Source organism: Dongia sp. (assembly GCF_041909655.1).
In the GTDB taxonomy this organism is placed as follows: Bacteria; Pseudomonadota; Alphaproteobacteria; order Dongiales; family Dongiaceae; genus Dongia.
The window spans coordinates 42,716-64,568 of the sequence record NZ_JAYRDA010000006.1; the positions used below are offsets into that span (position 1 = coordinate 42,716).

Sequence of the window (21,853 nt, forward strand, 5' to 3'; positions counted from 1 at the left end):
AGACACGCCGGCTGCGGCCGGGTATTGGTGGGAGGAGCGGGCGACGGCGTTGCCGCCGCCGCCCAACTCTACCCGTTCTAGGAAAATTAGAACAGTCGCAGGATCGCCTGCTGGGCCTGGTTGGCCAGGCTGAGGGAGATCGTGCCCAACTGCTGACGCGTTTGCAGCGTCAGAATGTTGGCACCTTCCTCGTTCTGGTCGGCCAGGGTCAGCTTGCCGGCGCCTTCCTTCAACACGTTCGAGAATTCAGCCGTGAATGTCTCGCGCGTTTGGATGATGTTGAGGTTGGTACCGAGCGACGACGATGCCGCACGCAGCTTCAGTTTGGCCGCATCGAGCTGTCGGATCGAGTTCTCGATGTCGGCACGATCGTTCCAGCCGTTCTGGGCAAAGTCCAATTGGAGACCCTGACCGTCCGTCTGGACGTTCTGGCTGACCACCGTCACCGTGGAGGTGTTGGTTTCGTTGAGCTGCACAGTGAGGTTGTTGGCATCGGTGCCGTCAACCAGCTGTTCAGTTTCAAGCGTCGCCGTCTGGCCAGCATTGGTGCCGCGGACGTCGAACTGGACGTCACGGGGAGCCGTGAAATCACCGCGGACCTTGTAGTCGATTTCCGTCGTACCCGTCAGCAACTGGGCCGAGGTGACGCCGGAAACGTCGAACGAGATCGTCGCACCATCGTTGACGCCACCCGAGATCGTCGCCGTAACCGAGGTCGACGCGCCGGTGAACGACACGGTGGCCGTACCGCCCTTGCCATCGGAGATGGTCAGAGTGGCCGCAGCACTGGTACCCGAGAACTTCGCGTTCACGGCACTGACGGCGTTGTCGAGGAAGCCGCTGGCCGCCTGAACGCTCGCCGTCACCGAGTTGGCTTTCACTTCCGCCGTGCTGTTGATTTCGGCCGCAGCAGCAGAGCCCGCCGTGGTGATGTACTTCAACTCATTGTAGTTGAAGTCCACGTCGTAGGTGGCCGTGCTGTTGTTGGTGCCGATACCCGTCGCCGTGCTGATGGTGCCGGCCGCAACCGAGGAGGCCGTCAGCGAGATGGTATCCGTGCTGCCGCCGCCGCTGGCCAACGTCACCGCATAGGTGTCGAAGTTGTTGGTCAGGTAGTTGAAGCTGGTCCCCGTCGCCGTCAACTTGATGGTGTCGTCGGCAGTGACGCTCGTTGCAGTGACGCCCGTGACGGCACCAGCGCCCGTACCATAGGAGCTGCTCACCGCCGCGCTGTACTTCGACGCCTGCAGGATCTGACGCTCGTCAATCTTGACGCGCGCAGTGCCGGAATCGAACGCAAACGCGTTCTCGCCATTGGCGACCTTGCCGTTGCCGAGCAGGTTAAGACCGTCGCGGGTGATGGTTTCGCCGTTCTGATTTTCGGCGATCACCTGCAGGTTGACGTTCTTCTCGATGATGCTGGTACCGACACCAGCGGTATCCGGCACGTCTTCGATGGCGTCGAAATCGACGTCGAAGCTGATCCGGGTGCCGCTGTCGAAGCTGTTCGAGAGACGAAGGATCGTCCCCTGGGCTTCGGCCGCTTCCCATTCCGACACGGTAAAGGTGGTGGTAAAGGTCTGGTCACCTTCGGTGATGGTGAAGGTCTTGGCCTTACCGGTACCGCCGCTCAACTTGATGCTGATCGAATCAAAGTTGAATTCCGCGGTATTGGCGAACCCGGTGATTTCCAGGTTGCTGATGCCGCGCAGCTTTTCCGCATTGGCGATGTCGTTGGCAGAACCGGTGATGGCACCGTCGCCGACAACGCTGATTTCGTAGGTATCAGTGCTGACGACGTTGGTCACGGTCGCGCCGCTGACGCCCGCGAGCGAGTTGACGGTGGTCTTGGAAGACGCCGTCGCGGCGATCTGCAGGCCGCTGCCGACCAGGAGGTTCTTACCTTGATAGCCAGAATCCTTGGCGGCCGAGTCGATCTGGCGAAGCAGGTTGTTGTACGAGTTCGCGAGATTGTTACGGAACGCAACGGAGTTGGCGTCATTGCCCAAGGAACCGAGCGCCTGAGTGGTCAGACCGCGGGCCTGTTCAATGAAGGTTTCGATCGAGGAGATACCCTCGTCGGCACCTTTCACGGTGCTGATAGCCTGACCGATATTGTCCTTCAGGCCGTCGAGATCGCCAGCGCGCTGGTTGAGGCCTTTGGCGGCGAAGAACGACGCCGGGCCATCCAGAGCGGAGTTGATCTTGTTGCCCGTGGCCAGCCGGAGCTGGGTCTTGTCGAGCTGGGTCGTGGTCTGCTGCAGCAGCAGCAGGTTGCTTCGAATAGAGGACGAAAGGGCGATTGAATCAGCCATTTAAAAGCTCCCTTTGGAGGCTTATGTGGCGGCCGTGCTTTGCAAGGCCGACGCGCCCGACAGAGGCGTGCGGCAGATAGGTAGCAATTACCTTGCCAACAGGCAGAAAGTGCCGGTTTGCGCCGTTTTTCGAGGGTCGCGGCAAAGTTTGCCTAGCGACAATCCAGTCCAAATGGGCAAAAATTGCCGGATCGCGGGTAAGTATTGCCGGTTAAGGAAGATTAACCAGGCAATTTATTCACGTCGAATCAAGACCTTAAACTTCATATATTGTTAACCAACAACGCCCTAGTTTGAACCCGCCAGCGCGGCAGAAGACCTCTCGAGGAGACTGTCACATGTCCGTCCCGCCGGTCGTCCTGGATTCTCCCGCCGTGCCAAACGCTTCACCTCAAAATACCGCGGCCGATACGGCCGAGATCAACCGGCTGCTGGTGCGGTGCGCGGCCGAGCACAAAGCCGGCAAGCTGAAACAGCTGGAGCGGACGCTCAACGAAATCGTCGAGCTGGACCCCAATCACCCCGAAGCGCTATTCAACCTTGCCATCCTCCACCGCGACCGCCGCGACATCACGGCGGCCGAAATCCTGTTCCGCCGCTCGATCAAGGCGGATCCGATGCGCATCGACGCCTATCAGGGTCTCGGTGAATTGCTCTACAACGCCCGCCACCTGACCCTGGCCATATCGATCTTCCGCCGCGGCCTGGAGCGGGCGCCGACGCGCCTGCCGCTGCTGGCCAGCCTCTCGCGCTGTTTCATGCAATTGCGCCGATCGAAGGAAGTGGCGCATTACTGCGAGCAGATCCTGGCGATCACGCCGGATGACGAGGATGCATTGTGGCAACTGGCCTGGTCGCAGATCATGCTGGGACAGGCGGACAAGGCTCTGACGACACTCGATCATCTGGCGGCGATCTCGCCCGGCAACCAGCGCGCCAGGGTCTTGCGGCAGATCGCCTGCGAGCGGTTGGGCCGGCAGGACGAAGCCGAGCGCCTGTGGCTGGGTTTGCTGGACGGCATGCCGGCGGATTGGACGCTCTTCAAGAGCATAACCGAGCTTTACAGCTGGAGCGGATTGTTCGAGCGCAGCTATGAGCTGGTCGATCGCTATATCTCGCGGCTGCCCGATTCCATGGAGGCGATGCGCGAACTCTGCGTCCTGCAGATGAATGACGGGAATTTTGCCGAGGCGCAGCGCACGCTGGAAGTCATCCTGAAGCAGCACCCCGATTCGGCGCAGTTGCTGATGGTGCGTGCGCTCAATGCCTTCCGCGTCGGCGATTATGAAACCGCCTTCAAGTATTACGAAGCGCGTTGGGGGCGCGACACGCACGACGCCAAGTGGGATTTGCCGATCCCGGATTGGGATGGGTCGCCCCTGGAAGACGGCGAATTGCTGATCTTTGCCGAGCAGGGCGTCGGCGACCATGTCATGAGCGCGCATCTTTTCCCGGAATTGCGGCACAAGGCCAAGCGCGTGACGCTGGAGACCACCGTCCGCCTGATCAGCCTGTTCCAGCGCAGCTTCCCGGATATGTCGCTGGTCGACCGCAACAATCTGCCAAAGAACTGGAAGCATCATCACCTGCGCGCCCGCGCGGCGATGGCGGATCTGCCGATCCTCCTCAAGGCGGACATGGAGAAGCTGCCGCATCGTGACGGGTATCTGGTGCCGGATCCGGCATTGATGAAAAAGCTGCGCCAGCGCTATCAGGAGAGATTTCCAGGCAAAAAGCTGGTCGGCATTTCCTGGCGCAGCGGCAACCGCGACAGCGCCGTCATCCGCTCGATCGACCTGCCGCATTGGCGCAGGATTTTCGAGGTCCCGGATTGCGCGTTCATTTCCCTGCAATACGGCGCCGTCGACGAGGATATTGCGGCGCTTAAGGAGGAATTGGGTGTCGAGGTTCTGTGGGATCCCGAGATCGATCCCATGATGATCATGGATCCCTTCGCCGCGCAGGTCGCGGCGATGGATCTGGTGATTTCGGTCGATAACAGCACGATCCATTTCGCCGGCGCCCTGGGCGTTCCCTGCTGGGCCATGCTGCCGGTCAATTCGGACTGGCGCTGGCAACTCGAGCGGTCCGACACGATCTGGTATTCCAGCCTGCGCCTGTTCCGCTCGCTGCCAGAAAACGGTGGCGATTGGGCGCCGGTGATCGGTGCCGTCGCCGACCGGCTTGCCCATGTCTCAGATATCGATCTCGCGGCGGCGCGCGCGGAAGCCGATCTTCGCTGCATGCGGGTGATGCACCGTTTCGGGCGCGTTTCCGACGCCGAGGAATTTGCCCGCCGCCTGGTCGAGAGCGGCGCCCATACCGGCGAAGCGATGCATATCATCGGCCTTGCCGCGCTGCAGGCGGGTGTTGCCCAGGATGCCGTCCAGATTCTGTCGCGGGCGATGGCATTGCGCCCGGGCGACAGCGAGATACTGGGCGATCTTATCGGCGCGCTGGATGCCAGCGGCCAGCCGCAGCAGGCCGAGCGTCTGGCCCGGGACGCGCTGCGCCAGGCGGAGACCGATGCCAAGCTGCTTAACGCCCTTGGCCAATTGCTGACGCGCCAGCGCCGGTTTGACGAGGCCACCGATTACTTCGCCCGAATCCTGCGTCACCGCCCCGAGGATGTCGAGGCGCGCCAAGCCCTGGCGCGACTGCAAATGCTGGAGGGCGAGACCGAACTGGCGCAGATCAATTTCAACAAGGCGCTCAATTTCGATCCCAATTTCCGCGCCGCGCATGTCGGGCTTGCCGAGATCATGCTGCGCGAGCCCGAGCCTTCCACTGAAGCCTGGCAACATTTCATGTGGCGGTTTGCCGAGCGGCCCGGCGAAATGCCGCGCCATCTGGCGATGGTCGATCCCGACCTGCGGCCGGATGTCTGGACCGGCGGAAAATTGCGGCGCCAGCGCCTGCTGCTGCGCGCCGAACGGACGCTGCTGGAACAATTGATGTTCACCGGCTTGCTGGAGCAATTGACCGGAACCAGCCGGCCCGGGATCATCGAATGCGATCAACGCCTGCTGCCGCTGCTGAACTTGCCCAACCGGAAATGGGAATTGCGCCCGGCCGGCGCTACATTGCCGGCCGAGCTGACCACGGCGCGGATCCAGATGATTGCCAGCCTGGGCGATCTTGCCGGCGCCGGTGCCAGCCAGGCCCTGCGTCAGGGGGTGGTCGCGGCACCGGCGATCCGGCCGGACGAAGCCCTGGTGCGCAGCTATCGCGATGCCTATCAATCGGCCCTGCCGGGGCGGCGCCTGGTGGGGCTTTCCTGGCGTGAGCCGGGCGTGTCTGCCGGCCTCACGCTGCTGCTGGAACAGATCGTGCCGTTCCTGCTGCGCAACGATCTGGGGATCGTGCTGTTGCAGAGCGATCAGAAGGCGGAGGAGGTGGCGGCCCTTTCCGAGGTAGCCGGAATCAAGCTTCCGGTTCTCGATCCGCATGGCGACGCGGATTTGGCGCGCATGGCCGCGCGGCTGGCAGCACTCGATGCCGTGGTGACGGCCGAGGAAATGACAGCCCATCTTGCCGCCGCGGCCGGAGTCAAAACGGTTAAGCTCTGCGGCCGGTTGGCACACTGGGCCTGGGGGGATCGCAACCAGCCGTGCATATGGTATCCTGACGCCCGCTCGATCCATTTGAGCTCGGCCGAGCAGATTGCCGACCTGCCGGAAATAGTGGCCGCGCTGTTGCGCTGATCGTTGCAAAGTTCTGGCGCGACATCCGCGCCGCGGGAGAAGCCGATGAATCGCAAAGAGCGCCGTACCCTCGCCAAGTCGCAGGAAAAGACCAAGAAGAGCATCGCAGGGGCAAAGGCCGGCGAGGTTAACAGCGCTGTCGAGAACGTCATCAGCCGTGCCATCAAGGCGGCCCAACTCGGGGCTCTCGATGAAGCGGAATCAGCGTTGCTGGAAGCCGAGAAGGTGGCGCCGGCCCATCCCGAGATCAAGCATCAGCTCGGCATGCTGATGGCGCGGACGGGGCGGCTCGACCAGGGCATCGCCTATCTGACCGCCGCCTGTCATGCGCGGCCGAGCGAGGCGCTCTATTGGAACAATCTCTGTGCTGCCTATATGAGCGCCGGACGGTCGGTTGACGCCGCCGATGCCAGCCGCAAGGCGACCGAGATCGATCCCAACTATGCCATGGCATTCTACAATCTCGGCGTGACGTTGCGCGAAATCAACCGGCCGATCGAGGCCGTCGCGGCGTTGCGGCGCCTGACCGAGCTTACCCCCGGCGATCCCGCGGCCTGGAACATGCTGGGCGTCAACCTGGTGGCGACCGGCGACAAGATACAGGCACTGGACGCGCTGGCGAAATGCGTGACGCTGGACGGCAGGAATGTCGACGCCCGAATCAATCTTGGCCGCCTGCTGCTGGAGCGCGGCGATCATGCCGACGCCCTGTCGCATTTCCAGGTCGCGACCGAGCGCGAGCCGGAGAACTACCGCGCCGTGCTCGGGCTTGGCATTGCCGCCCACGAACTGGGCCAGACCAACGTCGCATTGCGTGCCCTGAAACGGGCGACGTCGATCGACCCGCGCAGCGTCGATGCCTGGGTTTTCCTGGCCGAGACGGCCGATCGCGCGGGCGAAGAAGTGACGGCGCGCATGGCGACGGAACGTGCTGTCGCGCTGGCAGGCACGGATGCCCGGGTCCGCGCCCTGGCCGATCGGGTGCTGCTGGGCGCCGGCCGCGTCCAAATCATGGTGGGGGATGCGCCCGGCCCGAAAGTTGTCGGCGCTGTGCCGGCACAGGCATCCGCGCCGGTACCAGCACCAGCACCGGCGGCGGATCCAGCCGCCGGCCTGCCCAAGCTCAACATCATCAAGATCAACTGATCGCCCAAAAAAAGAACCGCGGCCAAAGTTTGGCCGCGGCTCCGTTGCGATCGATATTCTCCGGGAGCGAATCGGAGAATGTCGATCAACGCGCTAGAACAATCGCAGGATCGCCTGCTGTGCCTGGTTGGCCAGACTGAGGCTGATGGTGCCGAGCTGCTGCCTGGTCTGGAGCTGCAGCATGTTGGCGCCTTCCTCGTTCTGGTCGGCCTGGACCAGTTGGTTCGAGCCTTCCGCCAGGACGTTGATGAATTCGACCGTGTAGTTCTGGCGGACGGTGATGATGTCGAGATTGCTGTTGAGGGATGACGCTGCCGATTGCAGACGCAATTTCGCCTCGGCCAGTGTCTTGGCTGCGAAATCGATGTCGGCACGGTCACGCCAGCCGTTCTGGGCAAAGTCGATGGCGAGGCCCTGGCCGTCTGTCTGTACGTTTTGACTGACCACCGTGATCTGCGTGGTGTTGGTCTCGTTGAGCTGCACCGTCAGATTGTTCTGATCCGTCCCGTCGGTGACCTGCTCGGTTTTGAGTGTTGCGCTCTCGCCCACATTCGCTGCGCGCACGTCGAAGAGGCATTGGTCGGGCGCGGTGAAGTTGCCGATCGCATTGAAGGTGAGGGCGCCTTCCGATTCCGGCGTCAGCGGCGTGCCGCCGATATTGAGCGAGAAGGTGGCGCCACTGTTGACGCCGCCCACGATGGTGAAGCTAAGCGCCTGCGCGGAGTCGAGGGTGCCGGTCACCGTCGCGGTGCCGCCGAAGCCGTCGCTGAGCACGAACGTCGAGTCCGACACACCGGTCTTCACATTGACCGTCAGGGTGTGGGCAAGGTTGTCTGCGAAGCCCGAGATCGCGGTCACTGACACGTTCGATGCCGGCAGGGCACCGCCGAGCGACCGCTTGGTGGCTTCGACATCGCCGGCGCTGGATGCAACGGCGGTGGCGACGCCGATCAGACCGACGCGGCGCAAGTCCAGGGTCACGTCCTGGTTGTTGTCGGCGACCGCAGGGAAGGTCGTGGCGCCATCGGCCGTGATGCTGACCGTGACGAGGCCGGCCGGGCCATTCAAGGTGACGTCATAGCCGGTGAAGCGACCGGTCACGAAGTCGAAATTGGCGGCGCTGGCCGAAGCCTGCAGCGTATAGGTAAAGTCATTGGCGATGCCGGTCGAGACCGCGGGCGTCGTGGCGATGGACGGAGCGCCGGAAATCGCCCCGGACGCGTTGCCATAGGAGAGGCCGACCGCCGCCGAATATTTCGATGCCTGCAGAATGGTGCGTTCATCGATGGTGACGCGTGGCGTGCCGCTGTCGAAGCCGAAGGAATTCTCGCCATTGGCCAGTTTCTGCTGGCCGTCGAGGTTCATGCCGTCGCGGCTGATCTCCTGGCCGACACCGTTGAAATTGGTAGCCGCGACCGCGACGTTGGTCAGTTTCTCGACGACCGAGGTGCCGAGCCCGTAGGTATCGGGCACGTTGTCGATTTCGTCGAAATCGATATCGAAGTGGATGTTGGTGCCGGAAGCGAATTTGTGGTCGAAGGCCAGCATCTTGCCGGTCGACTTCGCCACCGCCCACTGATCCAGCGTATAGGTCTTGGTGACCGTGACGCCACCTTCGGTGACGGTGAAAGTCTTGGCCTTGCCCTTGCCGCCGGTATACCGGATCGAGAGCGGGTCGAGATTGCCGTTGGTGAGACTCTGGAAGCCGCCGATCTGCAGGTTCTGGATGCCGCGATCGCGTTCGGCGTTGGCGACATCGCTGGCATTGGCGCTGATGGCGCCGTCGCCTTCGATCGAGATGACGTAATCGTCCGCCGACTTCACATTGGTGACGCGGGTATTGCTGACACCGGTAAGGGCGTTGGTCGCTGTCTTGGAGGACGAGGTGGCGTCCAGGCGGAGGCCAGAGCCGAGCAGCAGGTTCTTGCCCTGATAGGCGCTGTCCTGCGCGGCCTTGTCGATCTGGCGCAGCAGGCTGTTGAACTGCTCGGCCAGCGAGGCCCGGAGGTCGATCGATGCCTGGTCGTCGTTGAGGTTGCTATAGGCGGTGGTGATAAAGCCCTGGGCGCGGTCGATGAAGGATTCGATGGCGCTGACGCCGGTATCCGCCGCCTTGATGGTGCTGATCGATTGCCCGATCGAGTCCTTCAGGGTGGAGAGATCGTCGGCGCGCCGGTTGAGGCCTTTCGATGCGAAATAGGCAACCGCGCCATCAAGGGCGGAATTGATCTTGTTGCCCGTCGCGAGCCGCTGCTGGGTCCGATCCAATTTGGTCGTCGTCTGCTGCAACAGCAGCAGGTTGCTGCGGATCCCAGCCGTCAATTGAATGTCATTGGTCGCCATCTGGGTTCTCCCGAATGTGTTTTGCGACGAAGACGACCGTTTTGGGCCGTCTGGCAGCGATTTCCGCCACGTCTCGGGAGCTGTTATGCAGGTCGCGTGCCAAGTTTTAAATTATTGATTTATAAAGTAAAAAATGAATTTTGCAGACGCCGGGTGGGGTGCAGAGCCTGCCGCGGGAGGCAGGATCGGCCTGGTCAAACCGGCATTTTCTGCAGTTTGGCCTGGCCCTGAGGCACGTAGGGGCGGCAGATTTAGACCGATCCCGCCGGCCGCTCATGAAGCGTCACATCAGAAATAAGCCCTAAGGGCTTCGCGCGCAGGGGAGAAATGAGCACAGATGTGTGCTTAGGCATTGACGCCTATTGCTTATTTTGTGGGTCTTGCATATCTTGGAATCTGGGTGACTTTATTTTGGGCGCATCGCGTTTGCCCATTTGCGATCGCGTTTCCCGCCCAAAAAGGCTTTTATCGCGTGTTTTCACCCCCACCTATCGCGGATTTCCGACGATAGCGGGCAGACGATAGCGCAGGAATTATTGCCGAATGGTAAACGCTGCGGCGGCAATTGACACGGGTTCGACGAGCTCCCCGCTTTATACGCGGGCGGCGTCGGCCAATGCTGTCTTGTCGTCGGAGGCCAGCGCCCCGGTAACGTCGCCCCAGGCGAGCGAGAGCAAGGTCGTCAATCTGAGCGAGACGCTGCGTTTCAACAGTTTCGAGTTCTCGTACCGGCCGGATTTCGGCAAGATCGTGCTGTTGCGCCAGGAGCCCGAGACCGGCGAGGTCGTGCAGCAATTCCCGACCGATTATTATCTCGAGAAATATGCCGAGAGCGAGCGGGCGACGCGGCAAGCGCGTCCGGCTGCGAATGATGCCCAGTCGGAAAGCAACGTCGTGACGGCGCCGACGCGTCAACCGGCCAATGGGGCGAGTGCAGGGGGTGCCGATGTGGCGCCGGTCGTTGCCAGCGCGCCAGCCTTGCCGAGCGGCGGTGTGAGTAGCAGTGCCGGCACGGCCCGGGTCGACATCACGGTCTGATCAGCGTTTGGCATATGCGAAGACCGGCGCCGATGGCGCTTTTTTTATGCCCGCTGCTGTACGGCGACCGGGCAGGCAGGGACCTGGCGGCGGGATTTGGTAATGCCGCCACGATTGTTGTAGCCGGTCACCGAGGCGCGCTTTTCTTCCAGCGCCACCACGACGGCGCGCATCACGCGCTCGTTCACGTCGCGCATCGCCTTCAAGGCGCGGAGATTGTCCTGGACCGCACCCTGGAAGCGTTCGGTGGCCTCGGTCAGCTCATCGCGCAAAGCCTGACTGACCGCGGCAATATCCTCACCCGGCTCCTTCAGGGCCATGGTGAAGGCCTGATAGGCGTCGGCCAGGGCCACCTTGTCCATCTGCAATTGCTTGAGTTCGGTCGGCTTCAGGCTGCGCAGCATTTCGAGTTCGCGTTCCATGCAGCCGATCAGTTGCGAGGTGACGGCAAGCAGATCGGTGACGCGTTCGGTCTTGGTCATCACTGAGTCTCCTGAAGCTGCAACAATTGGCGCTGAACGATATCGGCAATGCCGAGCGAGCCGGTGCGGGCGACGCTCTTGCCGTATTCCTGATTGAGAAGCGAGCGGAACATGCCTTCGGCCTGGCCGCCGCCGGTCAGGGGATCGGGCTCCATCTCGGCGGTGATCTCGTCGAAGACCAGACCGGCGAAGAAGGCTTCGAAATCCTCGGCGATGGCGCGGATCTCGGCGGCGTTCTTCGGCTGCTGATTGCGCTGGGCGGTATTGCCGCCGGCAATCAGGCTGGGATCGATTTGGGTGGGGATACCGATATCGCTCATGATCACTGCACCATGATGTCGGCCTGCAATGCGCCGGCGGATTTGATCGATTGCAGGATCGAGATGAGATCGCGGGGACCCACGCCCAGGGAATTGAGGCCGGCCACCAATTCTTCCAGCGTCACGCTGTCTTCGAGAATGGCGAGCTGACGATCGGCGTCTTCCTCGACATCGATATTGGTGCGCGGCACGACGGTGGTGACGCCGGTATTCGAAAAGGGCGAAGGCTGCGAGACCTGCGGCGTTTCGGTGATACGGATGGTGAGATTGCCTTGCGCGATCGCTACCTTGCTGATGCGCACGTTCTGACCGATGACGACGACGCCGGTGTTTTCGTCGATGACCACGCGGGCCTGCTGATCCGGCACGATCGGCAATTGCTCGATATCGGTGAGGAGGGCGGTGGGGTCGCCGGCGTAATTGCTCAAGGAGAGCTGGACCGTGCCGGGATCCATGGCATAGGCGGTGCCGCCGCCGACGAATTCGTTGATGGCATCGGCGATGCGGCGCGCGGTGGTGAAATCGGGGTTGCGCAAGGCGACTTTGATCATTTGCAACTGCGAGAGAGCAAAGGGCACTTCCCGCTCGACGATGCCGCCGCGGGTGATGCGGCCGGAGGTGGGCACGCCGCGGACGATGGTCTCGGCCTCGCCCTGCGCCTTGAAGCCGCCGATCGTGATCTGGCCCTGGCCCACCGCATAGATTTCGCCATCGGCGCCCAGCATCGGTGTCGCCAGCAGGGTGCCGCCCTGGAGGCTGGAGGCATCGCCAAGCGAAGAGACAGTGACATCGATCTCGGCGCCCTGGCGCGAGAAGGCGGGCAGGGTGGCCGTCACCATGACGGCGGCCACATTCTTGGTCTCGAGATCGGCATTGGCCTGGTTCACCTTGACGCCGAGGCGTTCGAGCATGCCGATCAGGCTTTCACGGGTGAACGGCGACTTCTTCTTGACGTCGTCACCGGTGCCGTCGAGGCCGACGACCAGGCCATAGCCGACCAATTGGTTCTCGCGGACGCCTTCGAACTCGGCGATGTCCTTGATGCGGGAAAGCGCGCTGGCGGGGTGGGGCAGGGTGAGCAAAGTGAACGCCACGGAAAGGGCGAGCGCTGCACCGGTCATGCCGCGCCAGAACCCCCGGCGGGGGGCGCAATCGGCAAGGTGGCTGGTTTTGGCTGTTTTCAACATCGCTCTCTGCTGCCCGTTTAGGCGTGACTCTTCCGTCTCACCCTCTCATGCGAGTTCCATGCCACGGCCGGGTGAAAGTTTTTTCATCGTATTTCATGCGGTTAGATGGGCATTTCCTCGTTCCGGAGGGTGGTTCCGCCGGGCAGATTTTGGCTACCGGCGGGGTCGGGCGGTAATAAATGCCGCCAGTCCCTGCCACATCGCGCCAAGTTCTTAATTCGCTTTAATCTTTCATTAGCGGCGCGTGGTATTATATGAGGGTGATCTGCCAGCCCCGAAAGGGTGAGTCCCGCGTGCCCATCAAGATCGACCCAGTTGCCCCGAAGCCCGTTTCCGCCAATCGGCGGGTGGGTGGTGCTGCCTCGGCCGGTTCCGGGACCGAGTTCGCCAAGGCGTTGGGCGATTCCCACGCCGCACAATCGCAGCAGGTCTCGACCTCGCTCAGCGTCAATTCGCTCTCGGTCGTGCTGGCCGTCCAGGAAACGCCGGATTCCACCCGGGGCCGTGCCCGTCAGCGGGCGCGGGATCGGGGCCTCCAGATGCTGGATTATCTGGAAGAGGTCCGGCTCGGCCTGCTGCTGGGGATCGTGCCGCGGGAGAAGCTGGAACAGCTGGCGCAGATGGTCCGCGCCAAACGCGAGCAGCTCGACGACCCGGTCCTGACCGCGATTTTGGACGACATTGAACTGCGTGCCGCCGTTGAATTGGCCAAGCTAAGCCGGTAAGGCGCTGGTAACTTTCGACAGCGCCGTCACAAGAACTTAATAAATTCAAATAATTAGTCGCTTGGCCGCAGCGCAAATCGCGCTTGCGGGAGGCCGCCTTTTCCCTATACTCCGCGCCAAATTCGCCCTGCCGATTCCGGCCATCTGTTTGACGGGCGGGCGGGCACGGCGAAGTGGCAACGACCAGTCGAGACCACGCATGAAGCCTATGCTGTCGCCTGATTATCGTCCTACCGACAAAGAAACCTTTATGAACCCGGTACAGCTCGAATACTTCCGCCAGAAGTTGCTGGCCTGGAAGAACGAGTTGCTGCGGGAATCGGGAGAGACCCTGAGCCATCTTCAGGAGGAAAGCCTGTCGGAGCCGGATCTGGCTGACCGCGCGTCGCTGGAGACCGACCGGTCGCTCGAACTGCGGACCCGCGACCGCGAGCGCAAGCTGATCCAAAAGATCGATGAAGCCCTGGGCCGGATCGAAGACGGTTCCTACGGCTATTGCGAAGAGACCGGCGAGCCGATTTCCTTGAAGCGCCTTGAAGCGCGGCCGATCGCCACGCTGTCGCTGGAAGCCCAGGAACGCCACGAGCGCATGGAGCGCACGCACCGGGATGACTAGGGCCGACGATTGAGACACACCCGCTTTGGTGGGGGAAGCGTGAACGGCGGGCCTCGGGCCCGCCGTTTTCATTTCAGCTTCAGGTGCGGGTGATCGACAGACCGCCATCCACCAAAGATGCCGTCCCGGTGACGAAGGACGAGTCGTCGGAGGCGAGATAGAGCACCGAGCGCGCCAGTTCTTCCGGCGTGGCCGGGCGTTTGAGCGCGTGCAGATTGGTGATGAAGCTCTGTGCCTCGGCGGTGTCGTTCTTGCTGCGATACATCGGCGTATCCACGGCACCCGGCAGAACCGCATTGACCCGGATGTTCTGCGGCCCGAACTCGGCCGCCAAAGCTTGCGTGAGGCCGATGAGCCCCGACTTGCTGGCAGCATAGGCGGCGACGCCGGGGAAGGCGGCACTATAGCCGACGAAGGTCGAGGTGAAGATGATCGAACCGCCGCCCTGTTTCTGCAGCGCCGGGATCTGGTGTTTGGCGCCGAGGAAGGCCGAGGTGAGATTGGTGGCGAGCGTTTCCGACCAGCCCTTCTCCGAAATCTCGGTGCTGGGACCCATTTCGCCCAGGATGCCGGCATTGTTGAAAGCAATGTCGAGCTGGCCGAAGCGGGCGATGGCCGTGGCGACCAGCGCCTTGGCATAGTCTTCAGAGACCACGTCGCCGGCGAGATGAACCGCCTCGCCGCCGTCGGCCACGATCTCGGCGACCAGACTGGCGAGCTCGGCTTCGCGGCGCGCGCCGACCACGACCTTGGCACCTTCGGCGGCGAACAATTTCGCGGTCGCCCGGCCGATCCCGGAACTGGCGCCGGTCACGATGGCAACTTTCCCAGACAATCTCTTCATGTGAGCACCCTTTTGATTTTCTCGCGGCCACCCAGCGTGGCTGCCGATGCCCAGAACATATTCATTGTTTGAAAGTAAATGAACTGACCATATAATGGATATATCATTCAGTTTTTATGAATAAAGGTAGATGGATCGATTTCGGGCCTTTGAGGTGTTTGCGGCGGTGGTATCGAAGGGCAGCTTCAATCAGGCGGCCCAGGCCCTTAGCACGTCGCCGGCCAACGTCACGCGCTACGTCGCTGAACTGGAAGCCTATCTGGATACGCGCCTCCTCAATCGTACCTCGCGCAAATTCTCACTCACCGAAAGTGGTGCCGCACTCTACGAACGCTGCCGATCGATCCTGGAGGATGTGGCCGAGGCGGAGGCGATCACCGCCTCGTCGACCTTGCGGCCCCGTGGCCGGTTGCGGATCAACGCGCCTTTGAGTTTCGGCATCCAGCACCTGGCACCGCTCTGGCCTCGTTTCGCCGCGCAATATCCCGAAATCGAGTTGGATGTCAGCCTGATCGACCGCGTGGTCGACCTCGTCGAGGAGGGCTACGACCTCGCCATCCGCATCTCGCGCGCCGGCACGACCACGCATGTGGCGCGCAAGCTTGCCGCCTCGCGAAATATCGTCTGCGCATCGCCCGATTATCTGCGCGCACATGGAGCGCCGGCGACTCCCGCGGATCTCGCCCGTCATGCCTGTATCGGCTACAGCCACGCGGTGACTGGGAACGATTGGCACCTCGTCGATACGAAAGGCGATGTCCATATCGCCAAGGTGCGCTATGCGATGATCAGCAATAACGGCGATACCGCGCGCGCGGCGGCTTTGGCCGGCATGGGCATCATCTGGCAACCAACTTTCCTCATTGGCGCCGATCTTCGCGCAGGGCGGCTGGTCGAGATCCTGCCTGACTATCGCATGCCCGACATCGATATCCTGGCACTCTATCCCAGTCGCCGGCATCTCAGTGCCAAGGTCCGGGTAATGGTGGATTTTATGGCGGCATCCTTTGCCGGCACCCCGCCCTGGGACGTTACGCCGTGAGGTCCGTCATATCCTCGGCGATCGTCAGCCAGGGCCAGCGGGCGCGGTAGCTCTCGGCCTTGGCGCGGAAGCCGGCGCGATTGGGGCAGGCGGCATTGGCGACAAGTTCGCCGCGGGTGAGTTCGTCTAGGCCGTACGGGGCTGCGAGTTCCAGCGTGCCGTCGGCGCGGGGCTGCAGGCCGATACAGGTACAGCGCACTTGGAACCGGGCGATGGCATCGCGCGCGCCGGTGACCGGCGGCCAATCCGCGCCGAAGCGATCGCGGTACCAGAGATGGACGCGCGCCTGGTTCTTGATGTCGATGAGCGCATCGAGATCGGCGAAGACGAGGGAGGCGCGCCGCACGACAGCGTCTTCGGCTTCGTAGGTGAGGTCGGACGTGTCGCAATAGAAGATGTCGTAATCCTTGATCCCCGCTGTCGGCGGCCGGTTGCCGAGCGCGTTCCAATAGGATTGATAGATCGAGCCGGCGACCAGCCACGCATCGGGGATGCCCAGCATCGGCAGGCGCGTAAGGATGGCGCGGTTGATCGGGTTGGCGAGTGCCGCGGCGACGAGATCGGTCATGGCGACATTCTAGCAGAGGTATCAAAAAAAGTGCCCTCCCACCGGGTAGGTGGAAGGGCGCAGTTGCCGTCATGAAACGAGTGCCGCGTTTCGGCCCCAGCCCGGGCCGATGCGGTTGTTGGTCAGGTGTTGCGTGGTCTGGTGGGCGCCCCGGTATGATCCAATGTCGTCAGGTTAGAAGGGGAAGAAGATGTCGTAGACCTGCTGGCCAAAGCGCGGCTGCTGCACGTCGGAAAGCGTGCCCTTGCCGCCATAGGCGATGCGGGCCTCGGCGATCTTGTCGTAATCGATCTCGTTGACGTTGTTGATGTCCTCGGGACGAATGACGCCGCCCACGGTGAGCGCGCGCAATTCGTAATTGACGCGGACCTGCTGCGTGCCCTGCAGGACCATGTTGCCGTTGGGCAGGACCTGGGTGATGACCGCGGCGACGCGCAGACGGATCGCTTCCGAGCGGTTGACGGTGCCGGTGCCGCTGGTGCTGGAGGCACTGTCGGAATTGACCAGATTGCCGGCGTCGATGCCGTCGGGGAAGATGTCGGCCAGCATCGTCTCGTAGCCCAGCAGATTGTCGAGGCCGGCGCTGTTGCTGCCGTCGCGGTCCTGGGTGGTGCCGTTGTTGAGGGTCGCCTGGTCCTGGATCTCGATCACCACGGTAAGGATGTCGCCGACCTTGCCGGCGCGCTGGTCCTTGAAGAAGGCGCGGCTGCCCTGACGCCAGAGCGAGGCCGGCTGGCGGATGTCCTGCATGGGCGCCGGCATCGGCAGGCTGACCGGCTGATAATTGTCGTCATGCATCGGATTCTCGATCGGATCCATGCTGGGTTCCTTGCCGATCTCGGCGACGCGGTCGATCATGTTGCCGCAGCCGGCGAGCGGCACCGATAACAACAAGGCCAGCATCGCGGCTTTGTTCGGGTGGCGGGTCATGGCGGCTTCCTTCCTCACTTCGGGGCCTTAATTCAGGGTCAGGTGGCCGATGACGGGAATCTCGATCGTCCCCGCATCGCGCACCACGCCGACCAGTTCTTTCTTGCTGTTGACGTTCATGACGCGCACTGACTGGCCGATGGCCGCGTCTTCCAGCACCTTGCCCATGAGCGAGAGGCTCATCGGGCCGCTTTGCAGTGCCAGCGTTACCAGCGTGTTCTTGCGCACAGCCGGTGTCATCACCAGATCGCTGCCGCGCAGGATCTGATTCGAGCGCAAGGGCCGCCGCGTCGTCATGCCCAACAATTGGCGTGTGTCGGTCACCACATTGCCGACCAGGCGATCGGCCCGGATCGAGATCCAGCCGAGATCGGCATCCTGGACGGTGGTGCCGGCGGGCAGGGCGCGGTTGAGAACGGGAATCTCGATTGTCTCATGCGCCCAGCCGGTCACGACGCGCTGCAAAGCGGTCGGGCCTTCCGCCGGTACCACCAACAGCGCCGCAAAGCGCTGACTTGTGGGGTCGTATTGCAGGTTCTGCACACCGATGGTCGGTGCAAGATCGGTCGGCAGTACGAATTCGACGTCGCCGCCATCGATCACCACATTGAGGCCGCCGGCGCTGCTGCTGCGTTCCCGGAGAGCGTCGCCGAGGACTTCCGTCACCTGCAGGGCTTCGATCCGCTGGCTCATGCGCCCAACCAGAACCCGGTCGAATTTGGAATCCGGCTGCCAGTCCAGGCGATAGGCGCGGACCAACTGGCGCAGGAAGCGGGCATCGAGGGAAATCGTCTGGCCGGGCGCCGGGGCCTTGGCGACCGGTGTATCGCCCAAAGTGAGGCTTTCCATGAAGAGGTCGCCCAGGCGCACCACTTCGTCATCGACCATGATGCTGCTGCGCAGGCTTAGCGATGTCGTCTCCGGCTCCTCGTAGCCATAGAGGTCGATTGCGGCCGTCTCCTCGGCAGCGACGCTGGTGGCGCCGATTCCGCCCAGCATGGCACCACCCAGAAGGGCGTTGGCCATGAGATAGGCGAGGCGACGGCGAGGCGATGGCGGCAAGCGGGTCATGGCATTCCTCCTCAGCGGATGTTGCTGACGGTCTGCATCATTTCATCGGACGCCTGGATCACTTTCGAGTTGATCTCATAGGCGCGCTGGGCGGTGATGAGATCGGTCATCTCGCTCACCATGTTGACGTTCGATTGCTCGAGAAAGTTCTGCTGCAGCACGCCGAAGCCGATGGCGCCGGGATTGCCGACCACGGGGCCGCCCGAGGCCTCGGTCTCCAGCAGCAGATTGTCGCCGGTCTGCTGCATGCCAGCCTCGTTGATGAATGTCGCCAACTGCAACTGGCCGAGCAATTGCGGTTCGACCTGGCCCGGGATGGTCACTTCGACCTGGCCGTTGGCGTTGATGCTGATGCCGGTGGCGGTGTCCGGAATGGCGATGTTGGGGACGAGGTCGAAACCGTCGGCGGTAACGATGGTGCCGTCATTGGAAAGCCGCAGCGCGCCGTCGCGGGTATAGGCGGTGGTGCCGTCCGGCAGGGTCACCTGGAAATAGCCGCGTCCCTTGATGGCGACATCGAGCGGGTTGTCGGTCGGGATGAGCCCGCCCTGCTCGGTGATGCGATAGACCGCGATCGGCTTCACGCCGACGCCGACCTGGACGCCCGCGGGGACGATGGTGGCGGTATCAGAGGATTGCGTGCCGACGCGGCGCAGATCCTGATAGAGGAGATCGGCGAATTCGGTCCGGCTGCGCTTGAAGCCCGTCGTCGTCACGTTCGAGATGTTGTTGGCGATGACGTCGATATTGAGCTGCTGGGCCATCATGCCGGTGGCGGCTGTGGTAAGCGATCGCATGTTTCTCTCCCGCCGTTAGCTGCTGGGGATGATGTAATTGACGGCACGGCGCATGCGCTCATGCTCGCCTTCGAGGAACTTCTGAACCGATTGGTAGGAGCGCTGCACCGTGATCATGTTGGTCATCTCGAGGACGGCCCGGACGTTCGAGCCTTCCAGCATGCGCTGCTGAATCTTGAAATCCTCGAGCGGTACCGCCTGGGCCGGCTGCTCGGAGGTGAAGCCGCTGGCGCCGACCGCCTTCAATTGCTGGGTGTCGGCGAAGCTCACCACGTCGAGCTGGCCGTAGATGATCGGCACGTTGCCGCCCTGGGTCAGATCGGCGGACAGGACCCCGTCCTCGGATACGGCGAGCGGTCCGTCTTCCGGGTTGACGACGACAGGCTGACCGCCGGCCAGGACCTGATAGCCGGCCTGGTTGACGACCTCGCCGGCGGCGTTCAGCTGGAAGCGGCCGTTGCGGGTATAGATCGGGCCATCCGGCCCCTGCACCACGAAGTAGCCATCGCCCTGGATGGCGAGATCGAGATCGTTGCCGGTGACCTGCAGTTCACCCTCGCGCTGATCGCGAAAGGTGGCGAGGTCCTGGACATAGGACAGCTTGGTCGGCTTTTCGGCGCGGATCAGGTATTCGCTGAACACCATCCCCTCGGCCTTGAAGCCGGTGGTATTGGTGTTGGCCAGATTGTTGGCCACGACTTCCATATTCCGCGTCAGACCGAGCTGCCGAGACAGCGCGATATAAGTCGGTGTTTCCATGACGGTGCCCTCAAAGGGTCGGTTCAATCCAGCTCTACGTCTGGTTCGCAAAGCTATGCAGACAGCGTGCCAATTGAAAAATTTAGCTATATCAATTGGTTGATTGGGTGATGGCAGGCCGGCGCGCAGTTTGTGCCGGGTAGCGGCGTACGCAGCGCTGGGCATGATCTGCAGGGCGGCTTCTCTTGCGCTTCATGGGATGTTAACCATCAAGCCCTAGGTTACGGGCGAGATTCCGGCGCTGGAACGAAACATGCTTCGCCGGAGATGGGCGGTATCGCCGCCTTGGCCAGATTGATGAGAAAGTTGACGACCAATGGCTGAAGCTGAGGGCGCACCGGAAACCGCCAAATCCAAGAAAATGAGCGGCAAGAAGTTGGTGCTGTTCATCATTCTGCCGCTCCTGCTGCTGGCAGGCGGCGGTGCCGCTGCCTTTCTGCTGCTGGGCAAGGAAGAGCCGGCCAAAGATGCCGCCCATGGCGAAGAGGCGACGCCCGAGGAAGAGGAGCATGTCGAGGATGACGGGCATCCCCCGGTCTTCATCGAACTGCCGGAAATGACGGCCAACCTGGTCTCGAGCGGCAAGAAGGGCGCCTTTCTGAAGACGACCTTGGTGCTGGAGCTCCGCACGGCCGAAGACCAGGCCTCGTTCGAGGGCGTGCAGCCGCGGGTCGAAAACGAGATCCAGACCTATCTGCGCAGCCTGCGGCCGGAAGACCTGCAGGGTGCCGAGGGCATGAAGCGCCTGCGCGACGAGTTAATGCTGCGGGTGAAAGACTCGGCCAAACCTGCTAAGGTTAAAGATATACTGTTCAAGCAGATCCTGGTTCAGCAATAGCGCTGGCGGAACCGCGTGGTTCCGGAAGATCGGATAAGGGCGACGGATGATCGACGATCCAGAAGAGGAAATGTCCGAAGAGGAGAAGGCCGCCGCCGCCGCCTGGGGTGATATTGGCGACGATGCCGGTGACGGCGAAGAGGCGCCGGCAGCCCAGGGACCGATGTCGAACCGGGTCCTCGATCAGGACGAGATCGACAGTCTCCTGGGTATCGCCAAGGGCGGTGCGACCGACGAGAAGCAATCGGGCATCCAGGCGATGCTCAACAGCGCCCTGGTGTCCTATGAACGCCTGCCGATGCTGGAGATCATCTTCGATCGCCTCGTGCGCATGCTCTCGACCAGCCTCCGGAATTTCACCACGGACAATGTCGAGGTCAGCCTCGACAACATCACGGCGATTCGCTTCGGCGATTACCTGAATTCGATCCCGCTTCCCGCCATGATGGGTGTCTTCAAGGCCGAGGAATGGGACAATTACGGCCTGCTGATGGTGGATTCGTCGCTGACCTATTCGATCGTCGACGTGTTGCTGGGCGGGCGCCGCGGCACCGCCGCGATGCGCATCGAGGGCCGGCCCTATACCACGATCGAACGCAACCTGGTCGAGCGTCTCATCAACGTGGTGCTCAATGACCTCACCGCGACCTTCGACGTCATCTCGCCGGTGACGTTCCGTTTCGAGCGGCTGGAGACCAATCCGCGTTTCGCGGCCATCGCGCGTCCCGCCAATGCCGCCATTCTGGCGCGGCTGCGGGTCGACATGGAAGATCGCGGCGGACGCCTGGAATTGATGCTGCCCTATGCCACGCTGGAACCGGTGCGCGAGCTGTTGCTGCAGATGTTCATGGGCGAGAAGTTCGGCCGCGATTCGATCTGGGAGACCCATCTTTCCGGCGAATTGTGGCAGACGGAAGTGAAGATCAACGCGGTGCTCGACGAAGTCCAGGTCTCGCTCAATGACGTTCTCAATTGGAAACCGGGCAGCCGGCTGGATCTTGAGGTGACGCCGGATTCGATGGTCGAGTTGCGCTGCGGCGACGTGCAATTGTTCCGCGGCCAGATGGGCCGCAAGGGGCAGCACATCGCGGTCAAGATCCAGGATCGGTTGATCAAGTAGCATGTTGA

Annotated in this window: 19 protein-coding genes; 8 read left to right on the forward strand and 11 right to left on the reverse strand. The window is 62.5% G+C overall.

The window, feature by feature from the left end:
* Positions 1-86 precede the first annotated feature (86 nt).
* Positions 87-2,315 carry a flagellin gene (locus ACE3PR_RS13385; protein ID WP_374372740.1) on the reverse strand — a complete coding sequence of 743 codons (2,229 nt, stop codon included), beginning with the start codon at positions 2,313-2,315 and terminating at the stop codon, positions 87-89.
* Between the two features lie 338 nt (positions 2,316-2,653).
* On the opposite strand from ACE3PR_RS13385, the gene ACE3PR_RS13390 reads away from it, so the two are divergent.
* Positions 2,654-6,019: a tetratricopeptide repeat protein gene (locus ACE3PR_RS13390; protein ID WP_374372742.1), complete on the forward strand. Its 3,366-nt coding sequence runs from the start codon at positions 2,654-2,656 to the stop codon at positions 6,017-6,019.
* A 45-nt stretch (positions 6,020-6,064) separates the two neighbouring features.
* Positions 6,065-7,165 carry a tetratricopeptide repeat protein gene (locus ACE3PR_RS13395; RefSeq protein WP_374372744.1) on the forward strand — a complete coding sequence of 367 codons (1,101 nt, stop codon included), beginning with the start codon at positions 6,065-6,067 and terminating at the stop codon, positions 7,163-7,165.
* Positions 7,166-7,258: 93 nt separating this feature from the next.
* Here ACE3PR_RS13395 and ACE3PR_RS13400 read toward each other — a convergent pair whose 3' ends face one another.
* Entirely contained in the window at positions 7,259-9,508 is a 2,250-nt protein-coding gene (locus ACE3PR_RS13400; protein ID WP_374372747.1) for a hypothetical protein, read from the reverse strand.
* Positions 9,509-10,051: 543 nt separating this feature from the next.
* On the opposite strand from ACE3PR_RS13400, the gene ACE3PR_RS13405 reads away from it, so the two are divergent.
* Complete coding sequence (locus ACE3PR_RS13405) at positions 10,052-10,546, forward strand: hypothetical protein (RefSeq protein WP_374372749.1); 495 nt, start codon at positions 10,052-10,054, stop codon at positions 10,544-10,546.
* Positions 10,547-10,590: 44 nt separating this feature from the next.
* Here the strand turns inward: ACE3PR_RS13405 and ACE3PR_RS13410 are convergent, their stop codons facing one another.
* Genes ACE3PR_RS13410 through ACE3PR_RS13420 form a run of 3 tightly spaced genes read right to left on the reverse strand, consistent with a single transcriptional unit; the run spans position 10,591 to position 12,469 of the window.
* Entirely contained in the window at positions 10,591-11,028 is a 438-nt protein-coding gene (locus ACE3PR_RS13410) for a hypothetical protein (RefSeq protein ID WP_374372751.1), read from the reverse strand.
* A complete protein-coding gene (locus ACE3PR_RS13415; protein ID WP_374372753.1) occupies positions 11,028-11,348 on the reverse strand; it encodes a rod-binding protein in 321 nt (106 codons plus the stop codon). The genes ACE3PR_RS13410 and ACE3PR_RS13415 overlap by 1 nt, the downstream gene beginning before the upstream one ends.
* 2 nt (positions 11,349-11,350) lie before the next feature.
* On the reverse strand, positions 11,351-12,469 hold the full coding sequence (locus tag ACE3PR_RS13420) for a flagellar basal body P-ring protein FlgI (protein ID WP_374373461.1): 1,119 nt from the start codon (positions 12,467-12,469) through the stop codon (positions 11,351-11,353).
* A 359-nt stretch (positions 12,470-12,828) separates the two neighbouring features.
* Here ACE3PR_RS13420 and ACE3PR_RS13425 point away from each other — a divergent pair, with 359 nt between their 5' ends.
* Positions 12,829-13,260: a flagellar assembly protein FliX gene (locus ACE3PR_RS13425; protein WP_374372755.1), complete on the forward strand. Its 432-nt coding sequence runs from the start codon at positions 12,829-12,831 to the stop codon at positions 13,258-13,260.
* Between the two features lie 199 nt (positions 13,261-13,459).
* Positions 13,460-13,876, forward strand: coding sequence for an RNA polymerase-binding protein DksA (gene dksA, locus ACE3PR_RS13430; RefSeq protein ID WP_374372757.1), 417 nt, complete (start codon positions 13,460-13,462; stop codon positions 13,874-13,876).
* A 79-nt stretch (positions 13,877-13,955) separates the two neighbouring features.
* Here dksA and ACE3PR_RS13435 read toward each other — a convergent pair whose 3' ends face one another.
* Positions 13,956-14,720, reverse strand: a complete 765-nt coding sequence (locus tag ACE3PR_RS13435; RefSeq protein WP_374372759.1) for an SDR family oxidoreductase — start codon at positions 14,718-14,720, stop codon at positions 13,956-13,958.
* A gap of 130 nt (positions 14,721-14,850) precedes the next feature.
* On the opposite strand from ACE3PR_RS13435, the gene ACE3PR_RS13440 reads away from it, so the two are divergent.
* The gene (locus tag ACE3PR_RS13440; RefSeq protein WP_374372761.1) at positions 14,851-15,762 is read left to right on the forward strand and encodes a LysR family transcriptional regulator; all 912 of its coding nucleotides are present in this window, start codon (positions 14,851-14,853) and stop codon (positions 15,760-15,762) included.
* On the opposite strand, the gene ACE3PR_RS13445 is transcribed toward ACE3PR_RS13440, so the two are convergent.
* From ACE3PR_RS13445 to flgF, 5 genes are all read right to left on the reverse strand, one after another.
* Entirely contained in the window at positions 15,752-16,330 is a 579-nt protein-coding gene (locus ACE3PR_RS13445; protein ID WP_374372763.1) for a nucleotidyltransferase family protein, read from the reverse strand. The genes ACE3PR_RS13440 and ACE3PR_RS13445 overlap by 11 nt on opposite strands.
* Before the next feature lie 174 nt (positions 16,331-16,504).
* Positions 16,505-17,260 (reverse strand): flagellar basal body L-ring protein FlgH, encoded by a 756-nt coding sequence (gene flgH / locus ACE3PR_RS13450; RefSeq protein ID WP_374372765.1) that lies wholly within the window; start codon positions 17,258-17,260, stop codon positions 16,505-16,507.
* A 27-nt stretch (positions 17,261-17,287) separates the two neighbouring features.
* Positions 17,288-18,331: a flagellar basal body P-ring formation chaperone FlgA gene (flgA, locus tag ACE3PR_RS13455; protein ID WP_374372767.1), complete on the reverse strand. Its 1,044-nt coding sequence runs from the start codon at positions 18,329-18,331 to the stop codon at positions 17,288-17,290.
* A gap of 11 nt (positions 18,332-18,342) precedes the next feature.
* On the reverse strand, positions 18,343-19,128 hold the full coding sequence (gene flgG / locus ACE3PR_RS13460; RefSeq protein ID WP_374372769.1) for a flagellar basal-body rod protein FlgG: 786 nt from the start codon (positions 19,126-19,128) through the stop codon (positions 18,343-18,345).
* 15 nt (positions 19,129-19,143) lie between these two features.
* The gene (gene flgF / locus ACE3PR_RS13465) at positions 19,144-19,887 is read right to left on the reverse strand and encodes a flagellar basal-body rod protein FlgF (RefSeq protein ID WP_374372772.1); all 744 of its coding nucleotides are present in this window, start codon (positions 19,885-19,887) and stop codon (positions 19,144-19,146) included.
* Between the two features lie 316 nt (positions 19,888-20,203).
* On the opposite strand from flgF, the gene ACE3PR_RS13470 reads away from it, so the two are divergent.
* Together ACE3PR_RS13470 and fliM are read left to right on the forward strand one after the other, a co-directional pair.
* On the forward strand, positions 20,204-20,725 hold the full coding sequence (locus ACE3PR_RS13470) for a flagellar basal body-associated FliL family protein (protein ID WP_374372774.1): 522 nt from the start codon (positions 20,204-20,206) through the stop codon (positions 20,723-20,725).
* Between the two features lie 46 nt (positions 20,726-20,771).
* Complete coding sequence (gene fliM, locus ACE3PR_RS13475) at positions 20,772-21,845, forward strand: flagellar motor switch protein FliM (protein WP_374372776.1); 1,074 nt, start codon at positions 20,772-20,774, stop codon at positions 21,843-21,845.
* Positions 21,846-21,853 lie beyond the last annotated feature (8 nt).